We start from the raw sequence: 21,956 nt of genomic DNA, 5'->3' as shown, positions 1-21,956 counted from the left end.
AGGTAATTGAGATATGCGTATTTTGTTAAGCTTGGCGCTTGCTGCAAGTGCCGTGACTTGGTTGGCTGTAACGCCTGTGCAAGCTGACACACCGGTGACCTACACCGATGAAGGGCGCGCCCTGTTCCGCTTTGAGGTTCCCGACTTTTGGGCATTGCGTACCGGTGGCCCGCGTGAAATCGAGGATACCAATCTGGGCGATGCCCGTGCGGTTTCGCGCGTCATGGGGATCAGACCGGTGACCGACGATAATGTCTGGATGGGCTTCGTCTCACCATCACGGGTTTCCAGCATTCAGGGCGGGCTGAGCTATCTTGAGGATATCGACAAATTCCTCGTCAAAGACCCGACCGTGACCAGCACCAGCAATACAAGGATTGGTGGGCGGCCAGCCCACGTTATTCGAGGCACCGGCAATCGGGATGGGCGAGGCGTAAACTTTACCGCCACCGTGATTGACCTGCCGCGTGACCGTGTTGCGATAGGGGTTGCGATCCTGCGTGACGGGGCCGACCCGTCTTATGTTGATGCCTTGAACGCCGTTTTCGCGTCGTTCCGGTCTTTGCAGTAAGGAGGCTCGGATGACTCGCAAACTGTTAAAACGGTCTGTTCTGGCGCTGGGGTTGGGTACTGCAACGTTTACACTGTCCGCCTGCGATGGCGTGTCCGTCGGGGTAGGGTATGGCGTTGGGTATGACCCGTTCTACGACTCGATGCTGTGGAATGATTACTACCACGACCGTAACGTGAATGTAGATGTTGACATAAACCGCCCAGACCGGCCCGACCGCCCCGATCGACCGGTTCGTCCGAACCCTCCACCGCGGCCAAAGCCACCGATCGCCAAACCGCCGTCGCGCCCGCATCCCCCGGTGGCGCGTCCTCCGACGGCACGGCCACCAATTCACCGACCCTCACCGAGGCGCCGTTAGAAAAAGGGGGCAAAAGCCCCCTTCAATCATTATCATAAGCTGACAAAGGTGGTTTTCAGTCCAGCAGCTCAGTCGTGATATGGGCCGAGCCTTCAAGGGTTCGGTGCACGGGACATTTATCTGCGATCTCCAATAGCTTAGCACGTTGCGCGGCATCCAGCGGCCCTTGAAGCCGTATCTTGCGACGGAACTGATCGACCTTACCATCGCTGGCCAGTCCAGCGTCCTGGGCGTGTACCTTGTCGTGGCAGACATCGACGGTGATACCTGTCAGCGGCCATTTCTTGCGCCGCGCATACATGCGAATGGTCATCGAGGTACAGGCGCCCAATCCCGAGGACACAAATCCATAAGGGGACATGCCTCGGTCCGTTCCTCCGTACGAGGCGGGCTCGTCAGCGACCGCATGGTGGCGCGGGCCGGACTGGATGTCTTGCAGGAACCCTGCCGGGTCTGCCTCGGTTACGCGAACAACACCTTCCGGGGCGCCGGGTGGTGGGGCGGGCGGGCACAGTTTGACGTATCGCGACACCCAAGCCGCAATGACATCCGCCGCGTAATCCGCATCAGCGGCGCGTGTGATCAGATGGTCGGCATCGTCCAGCGTGACAAAACTTTTTGGATGCTTCGCAGCCAGAAAGATGGTGCTGGCGTTGTCAATGCTGACCGTGTCATCGCGCGGTGCGTGCAGGATCAGAAGCGCTGCTTTCAAATCTGAAACGGCAGGGCTAAGCGCGGCCTCTGAAATGTCATCGACAAAAGCTTTGCCAATGCGGAACGGGCGACCGCCAAGCGAAACCTCTGCGCTGCCTTGCGCCTGAATCTCGGGCAGGGCGGCCTCGAAATGGTGTGATACGTGGCCCGGGTCAGCAGGCGCACCCAATGTGACGACCGCCTTGATCGACGGTATGCCAGCGCGTGCGCGCAGTACCGCAGCGCCGCCAAGTGAATGGCCAATAAGCAGGGCGGGGGCCATGTTGCGGCCGGACAGGTAGTGCGCTGCAGCGATCAGATCTTCGACATTTGAGGTGAATGTCGTATTCGCAAACTCTCCATCCGAGTGGCCAAGGCCTGTAAAATCAAACCTGAGCACGGCGATGCCCATCGCCGCCAAACGCGCCGAAATGCGCCGTGCGGCAGGTATGTCCTTAGAGCAGGTAAAGCAATGCGCAAACAAAGCCGTTGCCAGTACCGGCCCGTCCGGCAGATCAAGGCGCGCGGCCAATTGGCTGCCGTCGTGACCGGCGAAAGTAATGCGTTCGGTGGGCATGATGAATCCTTGGTGGTCCAGGTTTCGACAATACTGTGTGCTGTGTGCGGTTCTCTCAACCCCTGTGTCAGTGGCGTAACAGGAAGGTGAGGGGGTGGGACCACGTAGCCCTTGGCGCGTCGCATCAATGCATTGTTGGGGTTGGTATTTGAACAATCAAAAAATGTGATGATAATTCGGATAAACATTCATTTTACTTATTTATACTTGGACCCCAACTTGCAATCATCCTTCTTATCCAAAGCAGAGGTCAAAATGGCACATACAACATCTGCACCGCTAAGCCCGACACTCCACGCCGGAGTTCTGTTGGCAATTCTCGTGACTGGCGCAATTGGTTTTGCACTGGGACAAAGCTGGCCGCTAACGAATACGTCTGAGGACACGCCAACTCTCACAGCGCCTGAGGATTGGCACGGTAATGTCAGACGGTCCCACTGGTCAAACTAGGCGATAGCGCTTAGCCAGACCCCATCAACTGTGCGTCGAACGGATACTTCGTGAGGTTTTCATAGCCGTCTTCGGTGATCAGCACCTGATCTTCCAGCTTGATCGAGAAATCGCCGCCAACCTCGCCAACTGCCGCTTCGACGCACAACACCATTCCGGGTTCAAGTGGATAATCATAGGATCCCTCGACCGCCTTGTCGGGATAGGCTACCAAGGGCCATTCATCGCACAATCCAACTCCATGCATCAGGCAGCCGTATTTCTGTGCCTGAAACTTGTCATCCAGCCGATGGGCATTCGCAGTTAGTTCCGGGATCATGACGCCGGGCTTCAGCATTTCCATATTGGTCATGATATGCTCATGCGCGTGCTGCATGGCATAGATCATGTCGGGGCGCGGTTTTTGATCGCCGATCCACCAGGTTCGTGAGATGTCGACGCAAATGCCGTAAGACCCGATCAGGTCGGTATCGAACGCGATGATTTCATTTTGCCGCGTGATGCGCGGGCCGCATTCCTGAAACCAGGGATTGGTGCGCTGGCCCGAGGCAAGCAAGCGGGTCTCGATCCATTCACCACCGCGCCGGATGTTTTCAGCATGTAGCACTGCCCAAATGTCATCCTCGGATGTCTTCCCGTCTCCGACATTGACACGTGCGAAGCGCTCCATTTCGGCCACTGCGGTCTCGCAGGCGTGGCTGGCGCAGCGCATGGCGAGGATTTCGTCTGGGCCTTTGATGGCACGGGTTTTCTCGGTAAGCTCTTCGCCCTCCATCACCTCGATCCCCTGAGCCTCAAGCGCGCGCAGGCCGTGCAGCATGATCTTGTCGACACCCAGCCGCATGTTGCCGCCGCCGTGTTCTTCGATCAGGGCGCGCACCTCGTTTGAGAACACATCTGCGGCAACGTCAATCTTGTCGCCCCGGTCGAAATAGAACAGATCGGCGCCCGAGCGCTGCTCGCGCACCAGCGGGTTGAATTTCGACAAGAACGGAGAGTTCTTGTAGTCCCAGATCACCATATACCCGTCAGCGCAAACCAAAACGGCCCGGAACGGGTTATGGGTATTCCAGAGCTGCATGTTGGTGCTGTCAGTCGCGTAGCGGATATTCAGGGGGTCAAACAGCAGGATCCCGCCCCAATCGCGTTGCACGATGGCCTGAGTGAGGCGTTTCCAGCGATATTTACGCATCTGTTCTAGATTGGGCAGGCTAAGCCCGGCAGCGGCCCATTCTTCGAAGGCAAGCTGTGTCGGTCCGATCTCGATCCTGTCATTGTCGTTCGGTGTCCCGTCCCCGAGGGTGGCGCCCCGGGTCGGGTCAATCTTACGGGTGTCACGATATGGTGTGTTCACGGTTGGACCTTTCTGCTTGCCTGCCCAACCTGCAAATCCAGATGCGCTGCGTCTTCTAGGTTTGCGACCGTCTTCTGGTCGCTTTTTGACCGACAGCGCCAGAGCAGGGTGCTATGCCTCGACTATGACCGTGATATTACAGCAAGCCATTCCCTATGATCCACTCGCCCTAAACCCGCTGCCTGGCATTAAGCCCGCGGACCCCAGGGCTTGGTTGCATCGCGACGATGCATTTTCTGCCCAGATGCAACGACGCGCGGCGCTGTTGGCGCAGCAAAAACAGGATGTCTTGGCGCAAAGCCCCGAGGCGTTGGCACCCGCGCAGGAGTTGCTGGAACTGGTCATTCAGCAAGTTTATCCGAATGTCTCCGATCACGTTGTGCGGCCCGACGGTGTACGGGTTGAGGTTGACCGGGAACGCCCGTTGGAAACGCTATGCCATTTGGTGCAAGAGGATTTCTGCATTCTGCAGAAACACGATGACGAGCATGTTTTGACTGGCGCGATCCTGTGCTTTCCCGCAAGCTGGATGCTGTCAGAAAAGTTCATGCGCCCGTTGATCGGGATCCATGAACCGGTTGACGCCTACGACGCCAATATTGCCCGCAGAGTTCAACGTTTGTTTGACGGCATTCAGCCCGACCGGCCACTCTGGCGGTTCAATGCGCTTTGGTACAATGATGCCGAATTGTTCCAACCGCGCAGTCTCATGCAGCGACGCACACCGCGGGACGAAAATTCGGCCCGATATCTGCGTAGTGAACGTCAGACTCTCTTGCGTTTACCTGAGACAAACGCAGTGGTGTTCGCGATCCACACTTATGTAATGGCCGCTGATCAGGTCCTTAAAATGGAAAACCCCGCCTGACGGCGGGGCCTCCAAGGAGGGTCTTGGGTAATTTGATTACATGCCAATCGCGCTGGCGACCTCGGCAAAAGCATTCGTAGCGTTCAGGCCAAAAATCGCTGTGGTAAAAGCCAGAACTTGAGTGTTGAGGCGAAAATCCTCACCCCGGATCAGATTGACTGCTGCCAGGGATATGGCAATCGGTGTCGATATGCTTGCCACAGCACCAGTCATGCCCCAGCTGGTCAGTCGCAGAATATCGCTTGGGCGTTCCGTTTCGTCCTCGGACTGGTGAATGTTGCCGGCGGGCAGGGGAGCATCAGCCTCGGTCCGGAAGGCGATACTGAGCAGTTGGTCGTCACTTAGCTTGATCGGACGCGGCTTGGCGTGTTTGGTCTGTGTATTTTCCGCATCAGGATCGGGCAGATCGAGCCCCGCAAATGGGCCGCTGACTGCTTCGAAAATCTGCTTTCGGTTCCGGGCGTTGCGCGGCGCAATTGAATCAAAGGCACTCATGAATTGTTCGATGGTCAGAACCGTTTTGGGCGACAACCATTCGACACGACGGGTCGTGCAGATGTCGACCATTCGGTACAGGATCACCACAAGCATCAACTCGGATATTTCACTGTCATCGAGCAGTTTTGACACCGGACAAATCGAGATCGTCAGCCGGTTTCCCGGCAGGGTTACCGCAGCACGCGGCATAGTTTTGAGACCAGCGGTTCGATCCATCCGCTCATGGTGATTGTGATCTACTTGGGTTGGTTCCGAGTCCAATGTCAGACGCACGAGATATTGGCTGCTGACGATACTGGCCTCTGATGCGCTAAGAAGCGTCTTGCGCTCGACCAGATGGCCATAGTCACCCAGCGTCGTCGAGACGACCTCGCACAGACGCTCAAGCGCGCCATCTGCCGACCCGTCAAACTGGAGGCCACCGTGGTAACTATGCTTTGCAGTCACAGCATGTTCCTTTGCTGTCATAATCTTCACAACAAATTAACAGGCGAAATGGCGCAAATTTTGACCAAAATGGAAAAAAGTCGAAATATTCCAAGATTGATTACGCTTTGGAAACCAAGAAAATCGGGGTTTCCTTAAATCTATGTGGCAACAATGTGGCCGAATTCAGGTGCTCTGACGTCAAGCCTATGACTGCCCTAGTTGTCGATTCGCGCCGCCATGATTGCAATGGATTGCTGGTAGACCGAGGCCGCATTCCATTGCTGTATGACCGCAAAATTCGGCTCTCCGGGTTGATAGCCGCGACCGGGCTTCCACCCTTTCTTACGTAGAAAATTCGCGGTCGAGGCGAGCGCGTCGGTCATGTTATAAAAATCGACCCGACCATCGCCCGTGGCGTCCACACCATAGGTCAGGGCATTGCCGGGCAGAAACTGCGTATGCCCCAGCTCGCCATGTTTTGCCCCTTTTGTCGCCATCGTAAGGGTACCTTGGTCAACCAGTTTTAAGGCGCCGATAGCGTGCGGGATGAAGAATTCGGACCGGCGACAATCATAGGCTAATGTCGTGATTGCGGAAACAACCTGACTATCGCCCATGAAACCTCCAAAGCCGGTTTCCATGCCGTGAATGGCAATTAGCACACCCGCCGGTACGCCATATTGACGCTCGAGCGCGGCGTAAAACTGCGGATTGCGAGCTTTGCGCTTGCGCCCTTGCGCAACGATGGTGTTTGCCCCGCGCACCTGCATGAATTTGTCTAATGAGTATTTAAAGCTCTTCTGATTGCGATCCGCGGCAATCGTACGTGTTGCATATTGCGTTTGTGCGAGCGCTTGCAGACCCTTCTTTTTCACACCCGCTCGTTTGGCGGTTTTGGCAAAGTCGGCTTTCCAGGTCTCAAACCCGCTGCTGGTATTCCCACAAGGGGCGGACAGTGCCACCGAGGGCAGAAGGAACGCGAGTGCAGCGTAAAGGCGAAGACGAGGCATAGAGGAAATCCGAGTGCTGAAAAAACTACGCTCAGCCTAAGCCGAGTTCGACCTACCGCAAAGTGCTTTAATAGAGATCAAGCTCGTCTGTGCCTTTCAGGGATTCGAACCATTCATCCGGGGTTTTGTCGATCTTGGCATGTTTGACCATCATCGCGTTCATATTTGGCAGACTGGATGAGTCCGGCCATTCATCGGGTTGCCACAGGTTTGATCGAATGATGCATTTGGGACAGTGCGCAAAGACGGTTTCGACATGGATCAACAGGGCCAGCTTGGGCACGCGTCCACCAACGGCCATGTTTGAAAGAAGTTCGGGATCTGCGCTAATTCTCGCGGATCCCCGCAGGCGCAGAGTTTCCAATTTTCCGGGGACAAAGAATATCACGCTGACGCGCTGATCTTTCAGCACATTATGAAACGTATCCACGCGCTTGTTCCCAGGCCGGTCCGGGATCGCAATCATCGAGTTCGAGAGCACCTGCACAAACCCCGCAGGATCGCCACGAGGCGAAATATCGAGATGCCCATCGGGATTGGCCGAAGCGATCAGGCAGAACGAGGACATGCCGATGAAGTCTCGACACATCTCATCAAGTGCAGGCAATTCCTTTGCAATGATCTGCGGCAAGGGTTGCCCGCAAATGCGTTCCAGATCTTTTTTCGAGGTTACAAGTCCTGAATACTCAGAAAAGGGTTTGTCGCTTGCGGGCATGTGCTCTCTCCGCCTGATGTTGAGCTCAAATTTTGAAAGATCATCATCGATCCGTCAAATCTCGCGGAGATACAGAAAAAGGGGCGCCCGATGGGCGCCCCCTGAGAATTTTCGTCGAAAATTCTTAATCAGCAGCTGTAGTACATGCCGTACTCAACCGGGTGAGGCGTGTGCTCGTAAGTTTCTACCTCTTCCATCTTCAGCGCGATGTAGCCGTCGATCTGGTCTTTGGTGAACACGTCGCCTTGCAGCAGGAAGTCGTGATCAGATGCCAGCGCTTCCAGAGCTTCGCGCAGCGAGCCGCAGACGGTCGGGATGTCGGCCAGTTCTTCGGCAGGAAGATCGTACAGGTTCTTGTCCATGGCTTCGCCCGGATCGATCTTGTTCTTGATGCCGTCCAGACCGGCCATCAGTAGCGCGGCGAACGCCAGATAGGGGTTTGCGGCCGGATCGGGGAAGCGGGCCTCGACGCGCTTGGCTTTCGGGCTTTCGGTCCACGGAATACGCACGCAGCCTGAACGGTTGCGGGCCGAATAGGCGCGCAAGACGGGAGCTTCGAACCCTGGGATCAGACGCTTGTAGCTGTTGGTTGCCGGGTTGGTGAAGGCGTTCAGCGTTTTGGCGTGTTTCAGGATGCCGCCGATAAAGTACAGCGCCTCATCAGACAGGTCGGCGTATTTGTCGCCCGCGAACAGCGGCTTGCCGTCTTTCCAGATCGACATGTTCACGTGCATGCCGGTGCCGTTGTCACCTGCGATTGGCTTCGGCATGAAAGTCGCCGATTTGCCATAGGCATGTGCAACGTTGTGGATCACGTACTTGTATTTCTGCAGCTCATCGGCCTGCTTGGTCAGGCTGTCGAAGATCAGGCCCAGTTCGTGCTGACACGATGCAACCTCATGGTGGTGCTTGTCGACCTTCATGCCCAGACGCTTCATGGTCGACAGCATTTCCGAGCGCAGGTCCTGCGCTTCGTCAACGGGGTTTACGGGGAAGTAACCACCTTTGACGCCCGGACGATGGCCCATGTTGCCCATCTCGTATTCGGTGTCGGTGTTCCACGATGCATCAGTCGCATCAACTTCGTAGGATACCTTGTTGATACTGTTCGAGAAACGAACATCATCAAAGAGGAAAAATTCGGCCTCAGGACCCATATAGGCCACATCACCAATACCGGAAGCCTTCAGGTACGCTTCGGCTTTCTGAGCGGTGCCTCGCGGGTCACGTTCATAAGCTTCACCAGTGTCAGGCTCCACAACCGAGCAGTGCAGGCAGATGGTCTTTTCCGCATAGAAAGGATCGACATAGGCGCTGTCGGTGTCGGGCATCAGTTTCATGTCGGAAGCTTCAATCGACTTCCAGCCCGCGATGGACGAACCGTCGAACATAAAGCCCTCTTCCAGGAAGTCCTCATCAACCTGATCGGACATGATGGTGACGTGCTGAAGTTTGCCACGCGGGTCGGTAAAGCGGATGTCGACGTATTCGGCGTCTTCATCACGGATCAGCTGAAGAACTGCGTCCTTGCTCATACTATTTGTTCCTCTGATTTGAAGATTGCTGTGTTACAGGGCTTCCGAACCGGTTTCGCCGGTGCGGATACGAATGGCTTGTTCGATAGGTGAGACAAAGATTTTTCCGTCCCCGATCTTGTCGGTCTTTGCGGCGCTAACGATGGCTTCGATCGCTGCGTCAACCTGATCATCATCCAGCACGACCTCGACCTTTACCTTGGGTAGAAAATCGACAACATATTCTGCGCCGCGATAAAGTTCGGTGTGACCTTTCTGGCGACCAAAGCCTTTCACCTCGACCACGCTGAGGCCCTGGACTCCCACGTCCTGCAGCGCCTCTTTCACTTCGTCCAGTTTGAACGGCTTGATGATCGCTTCGATCTTTTTCATTCCGGCTCACCTTGTATGGTTGTCTCGAAGGCAATGATCACGTCTAAGGTCAGGCGGCAATGGAACTGCGAATATGGTCGCCTTGTGGTGCTGCGAAATCGTGCAACGGGTTAAATTTTGATCGATGCGCACAAAATGTAATCAGAATTGAATCGCGTGAGGGCGCAATATGGCAGAGTTGCTGACAGCGGCACAGATGCGGACGATCGAAAAGTCCGCGATTGAGTCCGGTGACGTGAGCGGACTGGAGCTGATGGAGCGGGCGGGGCGCGGTGTTCTTCAAGCCGTATTTGAAGAATGGCCAGAGCTGCAGCGGGGGCCAGCCCCCGCACCCCCGAGGTATTTGGGGCCAGATGAAGAGGATCCGCTGCGTGCGGTAATTCTTTGCGGGCCAGGAAATAACGGGGGGGATGGATTTGTTGTTGCACGCTTGCTGCGGGAGCGCGGCTGGGAGGTGGCGGCATTTCTTCTTGGTGATCCGGCGAAGCTGCCACCAGATGCGCGTGTGAATCATGACAGGTGGGGCGAATTGGGGGAGGTTCACCCATTTTCCGAAGTGTTTGCCGCGCATCAAGGGGCTGACCTTTATGTCGATGCGTTATTCGGGACGGGCTTACAGCGACCGCTTGAGGGTGATGTTCTAAAATGGGCAGAAATGACTGCCTTGGATCCAGCCATCGCCGAAAAGACAGTATCCGTTGATATGCCGTCTGGCCTGTGTTCCGATAGTGGGCGTGAGCTGGCCCCGGGGACCGCGACGGTTCAGGCCAGGCTCACGGTATCGTTTCATACTGCAAAGCTGGGGCATTATCTGGGGCTGGGGCCGGTCAGAAGTGGCCGATTGGTCGTCAAGGACATTGGTTTGGAGGAGGGACTTCAGGGTGCGGTCAAACTGGTGACCGCCCCGGATGCTGATTTTTCGAAGGCAACTGCCTTACACAAATATGCGCATGGGCATGCCTTGATTATTAGCGGAGGTGCGGGGGCAACCGGCGCAGCAAGGCTGGCGGCACGTGGTGCATTACGCATCGGGGCCGGATTGGTGACGCTGGGTGTTCCACCCTCGGCTCAGATGGAGGTTGCCAGTCACATCACTGCGCTGATGCTGCAGCGGGTCCAGAGCGGCGATGATCTGTTGGAAGTCCTGATGGATACGCGGTTGAATGCACTATGCCTCGGTCCTGGTTTGGGGCTGGCACGTGCGCAGGAGCTGGTTCCTGCGGCGCTGGCCTCGGGGCGTCCCGCAGTACTCGACGCGGATTCTTTGACGGCTTTTGCTGATGCGCCAGAGGTGCTGTTGGACATGCTCCATGACAGATGTGTTCTGACACCGCACGGGGGCGAGTTTGCGCGATTGTTCCCGGAGATCACCGAAAAGCTCTCGGTCAAGCCGGGCAGAGGGCCGGCTTATTCCAAAGTGGATGCCGTGCGTGAGGCGGCCAAGCAGGCTGGCTGTGTGGTACTATACAAGGGCCCTGACACGGTGATTGCTGCACCGGATGGGCAATGTGCGATCAATGCGGCGCTGTTTGACCGGGCGGCACCCTGGCTGGCGACAGCAGGGTCAGGCGATGTGCTTGCCGGGTTCATAACGGGGCTATTGGCGCGGAGCTTCAACCCGATGGCTGCAGCCAAGGCCGCAGCTTGGTTACATGTGGAATGCGCCAGGCAATTTGGGCCGGGGTTGATTGCTGAAGATCTGCCGGAACAAGTGCCAGCGGTATTCGCACGGCTTGAAATCAATGGGTCATAGGCAAATATTGGCCGATCGCGGGTCAAAGCGGCAATGTTTCGCCTTATGATTTACCTGTGCGCATATCGGGTGTTTGCAAGCTGCAACACGCAGCGCAAGAATTGTCTTGCAGGTTAGCTGGGTGCTGCTTTCGAACTAGGTCAAAATATTGATTATAAAACGCTTTCCCTGAAGGTCCCCGCCTCCGCCTGTGGCAGAAATGCAATGCCGGGCTAATAAGCTTTAGCAATCATTGGAACCGTTAATCCAGGTGCGCATATCGGCAATATCAAAAAAACTGACCCATCTATGGTGAATGACATGACAGTGAATTTTAAGCTGACTTCGATAGCAGCGGCGCTTGTCGCAACAACGGCAATCCCCGCCGCCGCCGAACTGAAATACGAAAACAACACGGGCGGTTATGTCCTGCTTTATGGTCAGTTGCACCCGGCCTTAATCTCGGTTGACGACGGTGAAGAGACCGAAACGCGCGTTCTGGACAATGACCTGTCAAACAGCCGCGTCGGTTTGGAACTGTTGCAGCCCTTCGGCAACAACGATTTCACCTTCCGTTTTGAAACCGGGCTTGGTCTGCCGAGCTCGAGCGAGTGGAACCAGCTGGGCACAGATTTCAGCGGCTGGACGCGTGAAGATATCCGTCACGCGGATTTCGCACTTGCCGGTGTCTGGGGTAAATTCTCGGCCGGTCAGGGCAGCATGGTGGCCGATGGCGCTGCCGAAGTGGATCTGTCTTACGTCGGAACCGCGCTGTATTCCTTTACCAACGATGAAAATGGCGGGTTCTTCTATCGCGGTACTGACGGTTTTCTGAGCGACATCACCGTTGGCGATTCCAGCAGCAACTTTGACGGTGCGCGCCGTGGCCGCGTTCGGTATGACACGCCGGAGTTCAGCGGTTTTAAGGCCGGCATCGCCTATGGTCAGAACATTCTGTCCAGCAGCGATGACGATGACTATTACGATATCGGCCTTCGCTATAACAACACCTTCGGCGGCGGGGTTGAATTTGCAGCGGCGGTTGCATACTCGGTGCGTTCGGCTGACGATGGATCGGGGGACCGCAAGGATACGATCGGGTCGGCCTCGGTTATGCTGCAAAACGGCCTGAGCTTCACCGCAGCCGCCGGTACGCGGGACAATGACGCGGATGGTGCGTCTGACCCGAACTACTTCTACGGCAAGATTGCCTATGAGGATCAGTGGGTATCCTGGGGTAAAACCGGTATCGGGATCGACTATTACTCGGGCTCGGACTTCGTAAATGACGGTTCCAGCACCGATGCTTGGGGCATCGCTGTTGTTCAGCGTATCGACAGCATCAATACAGATGCATATCTGAAATACCGCAATCACGATTTCGAAGATGGCGCTTCGTTCGACAACAACGAGGCGTGGGTGCTGGGGGCCCGCTGGAGGTTCTGATTTCTCAGCTTTCGATGATCGAACGCTCCGGCCGTGCCGGGGCGTTTTTTCGTCTGTAATAGGGGTAAAACCAGCCTGAAAGGGCCTTTGCCTCTTGCACGCAGGCGGCTGTGCAAATAGAAGGCGTCAAATTTGCCCGGCGCGCCCGTTTTGCGCGCCCCGAATCCTATGGGGACTACCAAAATGCAGGTTACCGAGACGCTGAACGAAGGTCTGAAGCGCGGCTACAACATCGTTGTGACCGCAGCCGAGCTGGACGACAAGGTCAACGAGAAACTGACCGAAGCGCAGCCCGAGGTTGAAATGAAGGGTTTCCGCAAAGGCAAGGTGCCGATGGCTCTGCTGAAAAAGCAGTTCGGCCAGCGCCTGCTTGGCGAAGCGATGCAAGAAACCATCGACGGTGCGATGAACAAGCACTTTGAGGACAGCGGCGAACGTCCTGCATTGCAGCCCGAGGTCAAGATGACCAACGAGGACTGGAAAGAAGGCGACGACGTAGAAGTTGCGATGTCCTACGAAGCGCTGCCCGAGATTCCGGAAGTTGACCTGAAATCGGTCGAACTGGAAAAGCTGGTTGTCAAAGCGGACGACGCAGCCGTGGAAGAAGCGCTGAACAACCTGGCTGAGACCGCGCAGAACTTCAAAGCGCGTCGCAAAGGTTCGAAAGCCAAAGACGGTGACCAGATCGTGTTCGACTTTGTTGGTAAGGTTGACGGCGAAGAGTTCGAAGGCGGTTCGGCTGAAGATTACCCGCTGGTTCTGGGCTCGAACAGCTTCATCCCCGGCTTTGAAGAGCAGTTGGTTGGTGTGAAGGCCGAGGAAGAAAAAGACGTCAACGTCACCTTCCCCGAAGAATACGGTGCTGAGCATCTGGCCGGCAAAGACGCCGTTTTCACCTGCACCATCAAAGAGGTGAAAGAGCCGGTCGCGGCTGAGGTCGACGACGAGTTGGCCAAGAAATTTGGTGCCGAAGATCTGGCTGGGTTGAAGGCACAGATCGCCGAGCGTCTGGAAGCCGAATATGCTGGTGCGTCCCGTGCAGTTATGAAGCGCGCTTTGTTGGACGTGCTGGACGAGAAAGTCTCGTTCGACCTGCCGCCGTCACTGGTAGAAGCCGAAGCCAAGCAGATCGCACACCAGCTGTGGCACGAGGAAAACCCTGACGTTGAAGGTCACGATCACGATCCGATCGAACCAACCGACGAGCATAACAAGCTTGCCGAACGCCGCGTGCGTCTGGGCCTGCTGCTTGCCGAACTGGGCCAGAAGGCCGAGGTTGAAGTGACCGACTCGGAAATGACACAAGCGATCATGAACCAGGCGCGTCAGTACCCGGGCCAGGAGCGCCAGTTCTTTGAATTTGTGCAGCAGAACGCCCAAATGCAGCAGCAGCTGCGTGCGCCTATCTTTGAAGACAAGGTTGTCGACTACGTCTTCGAACTGGCTCAGGTTGCGGACAAAGAAGTCAGCAAGGACGATCTGCAAAAAGCCGTTGAGGCACTGGAAGAGGAATAATCCTCTTCCTTCCCCCATTAGGGGTCAAAAAAAAGCGGAGCCGTCTCGAATTAGACGGCTCCGCATGGGTGGCTTTGTACTATGAGGTGAGGGGGTCAGGCCTCATGAGCAAAAGCACGGGGGGTCTGTAACAGAGCGGTCTTCTGCTCTGGGGTGAATGTGTCGGACAGCGCTTCGATCAGTTTCAGCACTGCCTGCCTTTCTTCTTCCGTCTTGGCCGCACTCATCTGTTCGACAAAGTACTTCTCAAGATCGGTGAGCGGCTTGTGGTCACGATTTGCCGGGCTGAGTTTGGCGGCCTTTTTGGCCTCGAAGAACTCCAACGCCTTTTCTTCTTCGATAAAGACATCGTGGTGAATGTCTGCGAATTCGCGAAGACCCGAAATCCTTTCTTCTGTGCAATCCAGCAACGCCGCCATGGCCGGTACCTTGCCCATCGGAACGGTTTCGCCCACATAGTCGTAAGGCGCACAGTTCGAGCGTTTGAGAACGCGGTTCATAACCGGGTCAATCACGGTGATGATGTCCTGGATACCCGCACTACGGCAGTATTCCAGAGATCCGATCATCAGCTCACAGGTCGCGTAAGAAACCGAGTTCTTCTCTTTTCCTCGGGTCAGTCGCTGCGTGTCGACGCAGAAGCGGGTGGATTCCCACATGGTCGCGCTGCGCATCGGCGCTTCGCCGCATAAGATATCCGAGAACACATCTGAAAGCATGTGCGGGCCGGTGGTCTGGAGTGCACGTACTGCGGCTACGACGTTCCCCTCATCGTCGAGACCAATTACGTATGCAGGATCCAGGTGATCGAACTGATCGATTTCCTTGCCGTCTTCGATGTGGACGTCCCATCCAAGTCGTCCACCAAAAACCCGAGCGCGCAGTTCGAACATATCGTCAAGAACTTCGGTGAACAGATGTCTGTTCAGCCCATCAACTACCAAAATCATGTTAACCCCCTTCGAGTGATCTGTCTGTGGATAAGACGTTACCCGGTTTCCACAGCGAATCTATTGGGGGTTTCCCGTAATATTGGCTTTTTTTAGCCCAATTTCGGCAAAATTTGGCTTTATCCTGGGTAGATTAAGCCGATTCCGATGGCCCGACCGACAGCCTGCGGAGTCGTCAGTGCATTAAGCTTTTCGCGAGAAGAGCGCAAGTGCACCTCAACCGTGCGGTGCGAAATCGACAGGATATCGCCGATATCTTGTTGCGATTTACCCGCTGCGGCCCATTGCAAAATCTCCAATTCTCGGCTGGAGAGGGTCGGGTGGTACAGCATCCGGCTGATCGTATCCGATGTCATGACATTGTCATGGATGTGTACGGCCAATGATTGCAGGTCACTTATCACGTTGGGCACCAGTTTCTTCCACTCATCCCGGCTGCACTCGCGCACTGCGCTAAGCAAGCCGATATCTCCGTACGGCCCGCGAACCGGAATCGTAATGCCTTGATCTGGAATGCCAAAATCATGTGCATCGCGAAAAACGCGCTGGAAATCTTTACCGCGTTCCAGACGGCTCCAGTCGACCGGAGCGATACTGCGCTGGCTCATGTGCAGCGTCGGATCGATCAGGTGCAGGCCTTGCTCTTGATAGTGGGTTTTCCAGTCGTCCCCATAAGTCACATGGCCGTGAATCGTACCTGCAGCAGGATTCATACCCGCATAGGCTGCGTGGTCCATTTCATATTTGTCACAGACCTGACGCAGGAACTCGTCATACCGAGTATCCTGTTCGGGAAGAGTGCTGAGATCAACAATATCCATACGGTAACGACCAGTTAGACCCGAGTGAGCGGGCGGATCCCCTTGGCCAGGAAAATGATACTGTCTTCCCTGACGTCAAGCAGGACACCACATTTCGCTTGTCAAGACAAGAAGATGTGGGAAATGTCTGCCTTTTATAGGTAAATGTGCCTTTCGGGCACACAATTACGCACCTTTAAAAGATTTAACGTCAGAGTTGTGCAGTAGGTCATGGGATTCGCCGTGGCATTTCGAAGGTTATGTATGTGCATTACAGTCGAAATGCGAATTAAACATGCCTATTCTGTGGCAGAAACCAGACCCGTCTCGACGAGCATGCCCCTGGCCTTTGCTTCGGGCCAATATCCTTTGGCATAAAGAAAGATGGCACGTTGTTGATCTCCATCAGACAAAAGCCAGGCGCCTCGCAGGTATTTTCCGGCAAACTCCAGATTGGTATCGGCGTCCAGCAGGCCTTCGGCGTTTCCAGTGTAACCCATTGATCGCGCAGTGGCCGGGAGGATTTGCAGAAGCCCATAATAGGGCCGGTTCACCGCCCACGGTCGATGTGTGCTTTCACGGATGGCCAGCTTGTGCACCAACTCCCGCGGGAGCTCGTAGTGGTCAGCCCATTTATTGATCGAGGCGCGAAGCTCGGGTGTTTCATTGGGGTAGAGGGGGGGATCGAACGTATCGCCGGAACCCGAGCTGCCAGGACTGCCACAAGCTGCAAGCGGTGCCATAAGTAACAAGGTTAAGACGCGGCGACGAAGGAGGGGGGTCATCAAAATACTCCTGATTGCGAATGGCGATGATATGAAACCCTCGCCGGTCTGCAAGGCCAGGCGAACAATCGGGCCGAATTTTGCTTGCGAAGTAACAAAAAGAAAAAGGGCCGCGTAAAAGCGCGGCCCTTTGATATTGGATATGCAGCCAGATCAGGCTTTTGCTTCGTCTTCTTCGACCGGAGCTTCTTCGGCAACCAGATCTTCGTCTTCCGAAGCGGCAGAGCCTATATCGTCGAAAAGTTCGGCGATTTCGAATTCGGCAGCGGCTTCTTCTTCAGCAGCCAGTTCCTGGATCGATTTGCCCGATGCCTGCAGTTCGGCTTCTTCTTCCGAACGTGCGACGTTCATCTTGATCTCGACTTCTACCTCGGGGTGCAGGTTGACTGCGACCGAGTGCAGACCCAGTTCCTTAATCGGAGCGATCAGGGCAATCTGTTTCTTGTCGACGGTGAAGCCAGCTTCGGTTGCGGCGTCTGCGGCATCACGCGGGGTGACCGAACCGTACAGTGCGCCGGCATCCGATGCCGAACGAATCACGATGAACTGCTGACCGTCCAGCTTTTCAGCCAGCGCTTCAGCTTCTTTCTTGGTTTCCAGGTTGCGTGCCTCAAGCTGGGCTTTCTGGGCTTCGAACGACGCGATGTTGGCGTTCGATGCGCTCAGCGCTTTGCCTTGGGGCAGCAGGAAGTTGCGGGCGTAGCCGGGCTTGACGTCAACGACGTCGCCCATCTGACCCAGTTTCGCAACGCGTTCCAGAAGGATAACTTGCATGTCAGTCTCTCCTTACTTCACGGCGTAGGGCAGCAGGGCGAGGAAGCGGGCGCGCTTAATAGCACGGGCCAGTTCACGCTGCTTTTTCGCCGAAACGGCGGTGATGCGCGAAGGTACGATCTTGCCACGCTCAGAGATGTAGCGCTGCAGCAGACGTGTGTCTTTGTAGTCGATTTTCGGCGCGTTCTCACCCGAGAACGGGCAGACCTTGCGGCGGCGGAAAAATGGTTTTGCGGCCATGGTTTATGTCCTTTCGTCAGGCGTTGATCAGCGGCGCTCGCGGCGGCCTTCGCGCTCATCGCGCTTCTGCATCTGGACCGAGGGGCCCTCGGCATGCTCGTCGACCTTGATGGTCAGAACGCGCATAACGTCGTCATGCAGGCGCATCAGGCGTTCCATTTCCTGAACCGCGCCCGAAGGGGCATCGGTTTTCAGAAAGGCATAGTGGCCTTTGCGGTTCTTGTTGATCTTGTAAGCCATCGTCTTGACGCCCCAGTACTCGCTTTCGACGACGTTGCCGCCGTTGTCAGCCAGAACGGTGCCGAAATGTTCGACAAGGCTTTCTGCCTGCGCGTTGGACAGATCCTGACGCGCGATCATTACATGCTCATACAGTGGCATGTGCACTCCTGTTTATATCAAGGCGCATTTCAAAGGCGGGGCCAGATGATCCTTCGCGACCCTGCCACGAGAGGCTGCGCGATTCATAACTCATGCGAAGGATGGCCCCGTATACACGTTTGAGCGGGCGGGGCAAGTCCTGCCACATATGCCTTTGTGAAGTCGCCCAATTTCCACTGCCGCGCCCAATTCCTGACGCTTTTCGCCTCGAGGTTGTTCATGAAGCCGGAAGAACCCGGCATATTGGAAAATACAGACAGGGCAAGACAATGGCCGTCATGAACACAAACACTTTTGAACAATCGGCGCCTCGTGCGGTATTTGAAAAATCCGTACCCGTTCTGATTACCTTTGCGCCGAATTGGCGCGCCCGGATGTTCCTGCTGCGTGCTGTGGGTGTCTTTCTGATCGTATCGGCCTTTTCGATGTGGTTGATGCCGGGTTCGGTTATGGGTGCCGAAGTTTGGCCCATCAAATTGGTCGCCTCGCTGATGTTCCTGATTGTTGGTGTCAGCCTGCTGACCATCGAGGTGATGGATGCGCGCCCTGACGCCTATTTCGACCCGATCCGCCGCGAGGTCCGCATTCTGCAGAAAAACGAAAACGGTCGGCCGCAAACGGTTCTGCGCCGCAGCTACGACTCGCTGGGTGGTGCGCGTTTCGCTGACGATCAGGTCGAGCTGTACGATGTCGACGGAAGCCTGCTGATGAAGCTGCCGCTGGAATCGGCGGATGTCGGCTCAGCGCTCAAAGGCCAACTCAGCCAAAACGTAACAATTTTCGCCTGATTTTTATTCTGTTCAAAAAGGAACAGAAGTTGTGAATCAAAAAAACTTGTGTGCCGCCCTTGGGCGGCACATTTTCGTAGGTGAGCAACCCACCCGGTTTGCAACAACACCATTGCGGAGATTGTTATGAAATCCACCCTTATTGCTGCTGCTTTGGCCGTATCGGCGACCACAGCATTCGCCAGTGCTGAAAAATACGTTTTAGACTCCAGCCATAGCCAGGTCATCTTCAGTTGGAACCACCTTGGCTTTTCGACCACCACGGGCATGTTTTCGGGCTTTGAGGGCGAAATCATGTTTGATCAGGAAGACCCGGCAGCATCAAGCGTGACTGTTTCGATGCCGGTCGTTGAGATGATCACCGGTTGGAAGCCGCGCGAAGATCACTTCATGACCGAAGATTTCTTTGGCGCAGCCGAAGGTGATCTGGTGACCTTCACTTCAACTGGTATCGAGGTCACTGGCGAGAACACGGCCAATATCACCGGTGATCTGACCATGAATGGTGTCACCAAATCCGTGGTTCTGGATGCCAAGCTGAACCAAGTGGGTGAACACCCGATGGCGGGCAAGCCATGGGCCGGATTTGACGCCACCACGACGCTGGTGCGCAGCGATTTTGATTTGGGCCAATTCGCTCCATTCGTGGGTGACGAGGTCGAGGTCAAGATTTCGATCGAGGCACAGAAGGCCGACTAATCCCTTCATGATCCCAAAAAGAAACCGTCGGGGTTATGCGCCCCGGCGGTTTTTTATTTGTTGTCGCGTTCTGCCGTCAATTCGACTGCCACGATAACCGTGAACCCCAACGAATCTTCGGTGGGTTGCGATGTTCCAACGTCGAAATCCATTCGGTTGAGTTCCAGATTCCCCGACATCGTCGCTGCATCGTCGGCCAGTTCCAGCGTAAATGGCAGGACAACATCGATAGATTTGTCCCGGATTGTCAGAGGTCCTCGCGCCTCATAACCCGCATCCGTTTTGAACAGGTCGGCCTTAAATTGGGCCGTAGGAAACTGCGCACTGTCAAAGAAATCCGCACCCATCGCTTGGTCGGTGACCGTGCCGAGGCTGAGTGAACCAATGGCAATCGTTACATCGACGGAACCGGCCAATCCCGGCTCGGCGGGATCCTCAAACGCTATCGCTGCAGTCCAATCTGCAAACTCGCCGCTTACGGGACTGCCCAATTGCGAGATAGTAATCGACAGGGATCCGTCTTCGACCTCCCATTCCGATTGAACTTGCGCAAGTTCGGCCGTGTCTTCGGTTGCTTTGGACTGGTCGTCAAAGACACCGGTGGACCAACCTCCGACCAGCACCGCGCCCCAGATTGCCAAGGCGGCGAAGGCGGGAACAATGGAATGGTGCTGTGCCGGGGGTTCCGGCGCGTCCGATTGGCCGGGCAGCATACGGCGCAGGGTACTGTCTTTGTCCACGACATGGTGTTTCAGCGCGCCCGCTATGTGCAGCACGAGCGCCACACCCAGGGCCCAGACGAAAAGCCAATGCAGGCTGGCGCTGATGTCTGCAAGGAAAGCTGACTTCGGAATAAGCGGCAGGTTCTGACCAAGGGGCCATAGGATCGGCGCGAAGCCGTCGGTGGCGGCGTGGTGGATCCAGCCGCTGAGCGGAGCCAGAACAAGCGAGCCGTACAGCAGCCAGTGCACAGTTTCGGCGGCGAAGGCCTCGGGTTTGTTTTCAGCGTTCAGCAAGCCCGGCTTCGTCTGGGTAACAGCCCAAAGGATTCGGGCCAGTGCGACGAAGAACACGGTAACACCAATGGTTTTGTGCAGTGAAAACAGCTGGGCGGCGCGGGCGATGTCATCCTCGGTCGTGGGAATGCTCGGATCGTAAATCGCATGGGCCAATTGGTTCGCGAACCAGCCCAGTGGCAGAGCCGTCAGGATCAGTAGCGCGGTCAGCCAGTGAAATGCTTTGGTTACACCACCATAGCTGGACCGGGTGTTGGTAAGGGGCATCGATTGGCTCTCCGAGTTTCTGAATTGAGGGTAAGTTAAATGGATGCCGTGTGGACACAAGACAGAGAAATGCACAGTAAAGGTGTCCTGATGCAGAACGCAGGCAATGCTTGTGCCGCGCCGATTGTCAGTTTAAACCCCGCCGAAATCTGACGTCACGCAAGAGGCACCAATGACACGCGCGTTTGTTTTCCCCGGGCAGGGCGCCCAGACCATCGGAATGGGCAAGGCCTTGGCTGAGGCATATCCAGCCGCCCGCGCCGTTTTCGATGAGGTCGATGAGGCCTTGGGCGAAAAACTGAGCGATCTGATCTGGGACGGCGATATCGCAGAGCTGACCCTGACTCAGAATGCACAGCCCGCGCTGATGGCAACCTCGATGGCCGCAATGCGCGCACTTGAGGCCGAAGGCGTTTCGATTTCAATGGCATCTTATGTGGCGGGTCACTCGCTGGGTGAATACTCGGCGCTGGCTGCGGCCGGAGCCTTGACGGTTGCCGATACTGCCCGCCTGCTGCGGACGCGCGGGCAGGCGATGCAAAGTGCAGTGCCGGTGGGCGAGGGCGCAATGGCCGCCATTCTGGGGCTCGATCTTGAAGCGGTGCGCGCCGTTGCGGAAGAGGCCGCGCAAGATGAAGTCTGTCAGGCTGCCAATGACAATGACCCAACCCAGGTAGTCGTTTCTGGTTCAAAAGCCGCTGTTGAGCGCGCAGCCGAGATCGCCAAGGAAAAAGGTGCCAAGCGTGCAATTATGTTGCCGGTAAGTGCTCCATTTCACTGTGCGCTGATGCAGCCTGCGGCAGATGTAATGGCAGAGGCTTTGGCCTCGGTTGAAATCAAAGCGCCTGCCGTGCCTTTGGTTGCGAATGTTCGCGCCGAAGCTGTGGCTGATCCAGATATGATCCGTCAGTTGCTGGTGGAACAGGTCACCGGCTCGGTTCGGTGGCGAGAGAGCGTACAGTACATGGTCGCGCAGGGTGTGACCGAAGCATGGGAGATCGGCGCGGGCAAAGCTTTGTCGGGCATGATCCGCAAGATCGACCGTGCTCTGGTCTGCACAGCGGTCGGGACGCCTGAAGATGTACAAAAAGCCGTTAACCCCGGCGCATGAATAAGGGACAGCCGCCGGA

23 protein-coding genes are annotated in these 21,956 nt (G+C 56.0%); 9 read left to right on the top strand and 14 right to left on the bottom strand.

All coding sequences use genetic code 11. The features are described from left to right. Positions 1-13 precede the first annotated feature (13 nt). Complete coding sequence (locus ACR0AY_RS04650; RefSeq protein ID WP_170512898.1) at positions 14-571, top strand: hypothetical protein; 558 nt, start codon at positions 14-16, stop codon at positions 569-571. Positions 572-581: 10 nt separating this feature from the next. Then, positions 582-932 carry a hypothetical protein gene (locus ACR0AY_RS04645; protein WP_170403183.1) on the top strand — a complete coding sequence of 117 codons (351 nt, stop codon included), beginning with the start codon at positions 582-584 and terminating at the stop codon, positions 930-932. A 55-nt stretch (positions 933-987) separates the two neighbouring features. Here ACR0AY_RS04645 and ACR0AY_RS04640 read toward each other — a convergent pair whose 3' ends face one another. Then, complete coding sequence (locus ACR0AY_RS04640) at positions 988-2,202, bottom strand: bifunctional alpha/beta hydrolase/OsmC family protein (RefSeq protein WP_170403180.1); 1,215 nt, start codon at positions 2,200-2,202, stop codon at positions 988-990. A gap of 460 nt (positions 2,203-2,662) precedes the next feature. Continuing rightward, positions 2,663-4,006, bottom strand: coding sequence for a dimethylsulfonioproprionate lyase DddP (gene dddP, locus ACR0AY_RS04635; RefSeq protein ID WP_170512900.1), 1,344 nt, complete (start codon positions 4,004-4,006; stop codon positions 2,663-2,665). 124 nt (positions 4,007-4,130) lie between these two features. On the opposite strand from dddP, the gene ACR0AY_RS04630 reads away from it, so the two are divergent. Then, a complete protein-coding gene (locus ACR0AY_RS04630) occupies positions 4,131-4,874 on the top strand; it encodes a heme-dependent oxidative N-demethylase family protein (protein WP_170512902.1) in 744 nt (247 codons plus the stop codon). A 36-nt stretch (positions 4,875-4,910) separates the two neighbouring features. Here the strand turns inward: ACR0AY_RS04630 and ACR0AY_RS04625 are convergent, their stop codons facing one another. The 5 genes from ACR0AY_RS04625 to ACR0AY_RS04605 form a co-directional block, all read right to left on the bottom strand. Then, the gene (locus tag ACR0AY_RS04625; protein ID WP_480444140.1) at positions 4,911-5,840 is read right to left on the bottom strand and encodes a hypothetical protein; all 930 of its coding nucleotides are present in this window, start codon (positions 5,838-5,840) and stop codon (positions 4,911-4,913) included. 176 nt (positions 5,841-6,016) lie between these two features. After that, positions 6,017-6,811: a lytic murein transglycosylase gene (locus tag ACR0AY_RS04620; RefSeq protein WP_170512906.1), complete on the bottom strand. Its 795-nt coding sequence runs from the start codon at positions 6,809-6,811 to the stop codon at positions 6,017-6,019. Between the two features lie 67 nt (positions 6,812-6,878). Then, entirely contained in the window at positions 6,879-7,526 is a 648-nt protein-coding gene (locus tag ACR0AY_RS04615; protein ID WP_170512908.1) for an MSMEG_1061 family FMN-dependent PPOX-type flavoprotein, read from the bottom strand. Positions 7,527-7,654: 128 nt separating this feature from the next. Then, positions 7,655-9,061, bottom strand: a complete 1,407-nt coding sequence (glnA, locus tag ACR0AY_RS04610; protein ID WP_170396436.1) for a type I glutamate--ammonia ligase — start codon at positions 9,059-9,061, stop codon at positions 7,655-7,657. A gap of 33 nt (positions 9,062-9,094) precedes the next feature. Beyond that, on the bottom strand, positions 9,095-9,433 hold the full coding sequence (locus tag ACR0AY_RS04605) for a P-II family nitrogen regulator (protein WP_170396438.1): 339 nt from the start codon (positions 9,431-9,433) through the stop codon (positions 9,095-9,097). A gap of 169 nt (positions 9,434-9,602) precedes the next feature. Here ACR0AY_RS04605 and ACR0AY_RS04600 point away from each other — a divergent pair, with 169 nt between their 5' ends. The 3 genes from ACR0AY_RS04600 (at position 9,603) to tig (ending at position 14,126) form a co-directional block, all read left to right on the top strand. Next, on the top strand, positions 9,603-11,186 hold the full coding sequence (locus ACR0AY_RS04600) for an NAD(P)H-hydrate dehydratase (protein ID WP_170512911.1): 1,584 nt from the start codon (positions 9,603-9,605) through the stop codon (positions 11,184-11,186). Between the two features lie 300 nt (positions 11,187-11,486). Then, positions 11,487-12,611, top strand: a complete 1,125-nt coding sequence (locus ACR0AY_RS04595) for a porin (RefSeq protein ID WP_170512913.1) — start codon at positions 11,487-11,489, stop codon at positions 12,609-12,611. A 183-nt stretch (positions 12,612-12,794) separates the two neighbouring features. Beyond that, positions 12,795-14,126, top strand: a complete 1,332-nt coding sequence (gene tig, locus ACR0AY_RS04590) for a trigger factor (protein ID WP_170396960.1) — start codon at positions 12,795-12,797, stop codon at positions 14,124-14,126. Between the two features lie 95 nt (positions 14,127-14,221). Here tig and ACR0AY_RS04585 read toward each other — a convergent pair whose 3' ends face one another. The 6 genes from ACR0AY_RS04585 to rpsF form a co-directional block, all read right to left on the bottom strand. Continuing rightward, positions 14,222-15,076 (bottom strand): acyl-homoserine-lactone synthase, encoded by an 855-nt coding sequence (locus ACR0AY_RS04585; protein ID WP_170396444.1) that lies wholly within the window; start codon positions 15,074-15,076, stop codon positions 14,222-14,224. A 119-nt stretch (positions 15,077-15,195) separates the two neighbouring features. Then, a complete protein-coding gene (locus tag ACR0AY_RS04580) occupies positions 15,196-15,897 on the bottom strand; it encodes an autoinducer binding domain-containing protein (RefSeq protein WP_170396446.1) in 702 nt (233 codons plus the stop codon). Positions 15,898-16,175: 278 nt separating this feature from the next. Beyond that, complete coding sequence (locus ACR0AY_RS04575) at positions 16,176-16,661, bottom strand: lytic transglycosylase domain-containing protein (protein WP_170511990.1); 486 nt, start codon at positions 16,659-16,661, stop codon at positions 16,176-16,178. Positions 16,662-16,814: 153 nt separating this feature from the next. Next, positions 16,815-17,435: a 50S ribosomal protein L9 gene (gene rplI, locus ACR0AY_RS04570; RefSeq protein ID WP_170396450.1), complete on the bottom strand. Its 621-nt coding sequence runs from the start codon at positions 17,433-17,435 to the stop codon at positions 16,815-16,817. Between the two features lie 12 nt (positions 17,436-17,447). Beyond that, the gene (gene rpsR, locus ACR0AY_RS04565; protein WP_005608650.1) at positions 17,448-17,675 is read right to left on the bottom strand and encodes a 30S ribosomal protein S18; all 228 of its coding nucleotides are present in this window, start codon (positions 17,673-17,675) and stop codon (positions 17,448-17,450) included. A 27-nt stretch (positions 17,676-17,702) separates the two neighbouring features. Then, positions 17,703-18,056: a 30S ribosomal protein S6 gene (rpsF, locus tag ACR0AY_RS04560; RefSeq protein WP_068332653.1), complete on the bottom strand. Its 354-nt coding sequence runs from the start codon at positions 18,054-18,056 to the stop codon at positions 17,703-17,705. Between the two features lie 278 nt (positions 18,057-18,334). Between rpsF and ACR0AY_RS04555 the strand changes: the two genes are divergently transcribed. Next, positions 18,335-18,844, top strand: a complete 510-nt coding sequence (locus ACR0AY_RS04555; protein WP_480453760.1) for a hypothetical protein — start codon at positions 18,335-18,337, stop codon at positions 18,842-18,844. Between the two features lie 126 nt (positions 18,845-18,970). Then, a complete protein-coding gene (locus tag ACR0AY_RS04550; RefSeq protein ID WP_170422240.1) occupies positions 18,971-19,543 on the top strand; it encodes a YceI family protein in 573 nt (190 codons plus the stop codon). Positions 19,544-19,596: 53 nt separating this feature from the next. Here ACR0AY_RS04550 and ACR0AY_RS04545 read toward each other — a convergent pair whose 3' ends face one another. Then, a complete protein-coding gene (locus tag ACR0AY_RS04545) occupies positions 19,597-20,826 on the bottom strand; it encodes a cytochrome b/b6 domain-containing protein (protein WP_170396455.1) in 1,230 nt (409 codons plus the stop codon). Between the two features lie 172 nt (positions 20,827-20,998). Between ACR0AY_RS04545 and fabD the strand changes: the two genes are divergently transcribed. Continuing rightward, the gene (fabD, locus tag ACR0AY_RS04540; protein WP_170512916.1) at positions 20,999-21,937 is read left to right on the top strand and encodes an ACP S-malonyltransferase; all 939 of its coding nucleotides are present in this window, start codon (positions 20,999-21,001) and stop codon (positions 21,935-21,937) included. Positions 21,938-21,956 lie beyond the last annotated feature (19 nt).

It is taken from the genome of Ruegeria sp. A5 (assembly GCF_056543005.1).
The sequence above is the reverse complement of the archived record's forward strand: the minus strand, read 5'-3'. Positions and strand labels throughout refer to the sequence as shown.

Bases quoted from the DNA above. Each gene is read 5' to 3' on its own strand.
- ACR0AY_RS04650 (WP_170512898.1), top strand. From the start codon at position 14: ATGCGTATTTTGTTAAGCTTGGCGCTTGCTGCAAGTGCCGTGACTTGG.
- ACR0AY_RS04645 (WP_170403183.1), top strand. From the start codon at position 582: ATGACTCGCAAACTGTTAAAACGGTCTGTTCTGGCGCTGGGGTTGGGT.
- ACR0AY_RS04640 (WP_170403180.1), bottom strand. From the start codon at position 2,202: ATGCCCACCGAACGCATTACTTTCGCCGGTCACGACGGCAGCCAATTG.
- ACR0AY_RS04630 (WP_170512902.1), top strand. From the start codon at position 4,131: ATGACCGTGATATTACAGCAAGCCATTCCCTATGATCCACTCGCCCTA.
- ACR0AY_RS04625 (WP_480444140.1), bottom strand. From the start codon at position 5,840: ATGACAGCAAAGGAACATGCTGTGACTGCAAAGCATAGTTACCACGGT.
- ACR0AY_RS04620 (WP_170512906.1), bottom strand. From the start codon at position 6,811: ATGCCTCGTCTTCGCCTTTACGCTGCACTCGCGTTCCTTCTGCCCTCG.
- ACR0AY_RS04615 (WP_170512908.1), bottom strand. From the start codon at position 7,526: ATGCCCGCAAGCGACAAACCCTTTTCTGAGTATTCAGGACTTGTAACC.
- glnA (WP_170396436.1), bottom strand. From the start codon at position 9,061: ATGAGCAAGGACGCAGTTCTTCAGCTGATCCGTGATGAAGACGCCGAA.
- ACR0AY_RS04605 (WP_170396438.1), bottom strand. From the start codon at position 9,433: ATGAAAAAGATCGAAGCGATCATCAAGCCGTTCAAACTGGACGAAGTG.
- ACR0AY_RS04600 (WP_170512911.1), top strand. From the start codon at position 9,603: ATGGCAGAGTTGCTGACAGCGGCACAGATGCGGACGATCGAAAAGTCC.
- ACR0AY_RS04595 (WP_170512913.1), top strand. From the start codon at position 11,487: ATGACAGTGAATTTTAAGCTGACTTCGATAGCAGCGGCGCTTGTCGCA.
- tig (WP_170396960.1), top strand. From the start codon at position 12,795: ATGCAGGTTACCGAGACGCTGAACGAAGGTCTGAAGCGCGGCTACAAC.
- ACR0AY_RS04585 (WP_170396444.1), bottom strand. From the start codon at position 15,076: ATGATTTTGGTAGTTGATGGGCTGAACAGACATCTGTTCACCGAAGTT.
- ACR0AY_RS04580 (WP_170396446.1), bottom strand. From the start codon at position 15,897: ATGGATATTGTTGATCTCAGCACTCTTCCCGAACAGGATACTCGGTAT.
- ACR0AY_RS04575 (WP_170511990.1), bottom strand. From the start codon at position 16,661: ATGACCCCCCTCCTTCGTCGCCGCGTCTTAACCTTGTTACTTATGGCA.
- rplI (WP_170396450.1), bottom strand. From the start codon at position 17,435: ATGCAAGTTATCCTTCTGGAACGCGTTGCGAAACTGGGTCAGATGGGC.
- rpsR (WP_005608650.1), bottom strand. From the start codon at position 17,675: ATGGCCGCAAAACCATTTTTCCGCCGCCGCAAGGTCTGCCCGTTCTCG.
- rpsF (WP_068332653.1), bottom strand. From the start codon at position 18,056: ATGCCACTGTATGAGCATGTAATGATCGCGCGTCAGGATCTGTCCAAC.
- ACR0AY_RS04555 (WP_480453760.1), top strand. From the start codon at position 18,335: ATGAACACAAACACTTTTGAACAATCGGCGCCTCGTGCGGTATTTGAA.
- ACR0AY_RS04550 (WP_170422240.1), top strand. From the start codon at position 18,971: ATGAAATCCACCCTTATTGCTGCTGCTTTGGCCGTATCGGCGACCACA.
- ACR0AY_RS04545 (WP_170396455.1), bottom strand. From the start codon at position 20,826: ATGCCCCTTACCAACACCCGGTCCAGCTATGGTGGTGTAACCAAAGCA.
- fabD (WP_170512916.1), top strand. From the start codon at position 20,999: ATGACACGCGCGTTTGTTTTCCCCGGGCAGGGCGCCCAGACCATCGGA.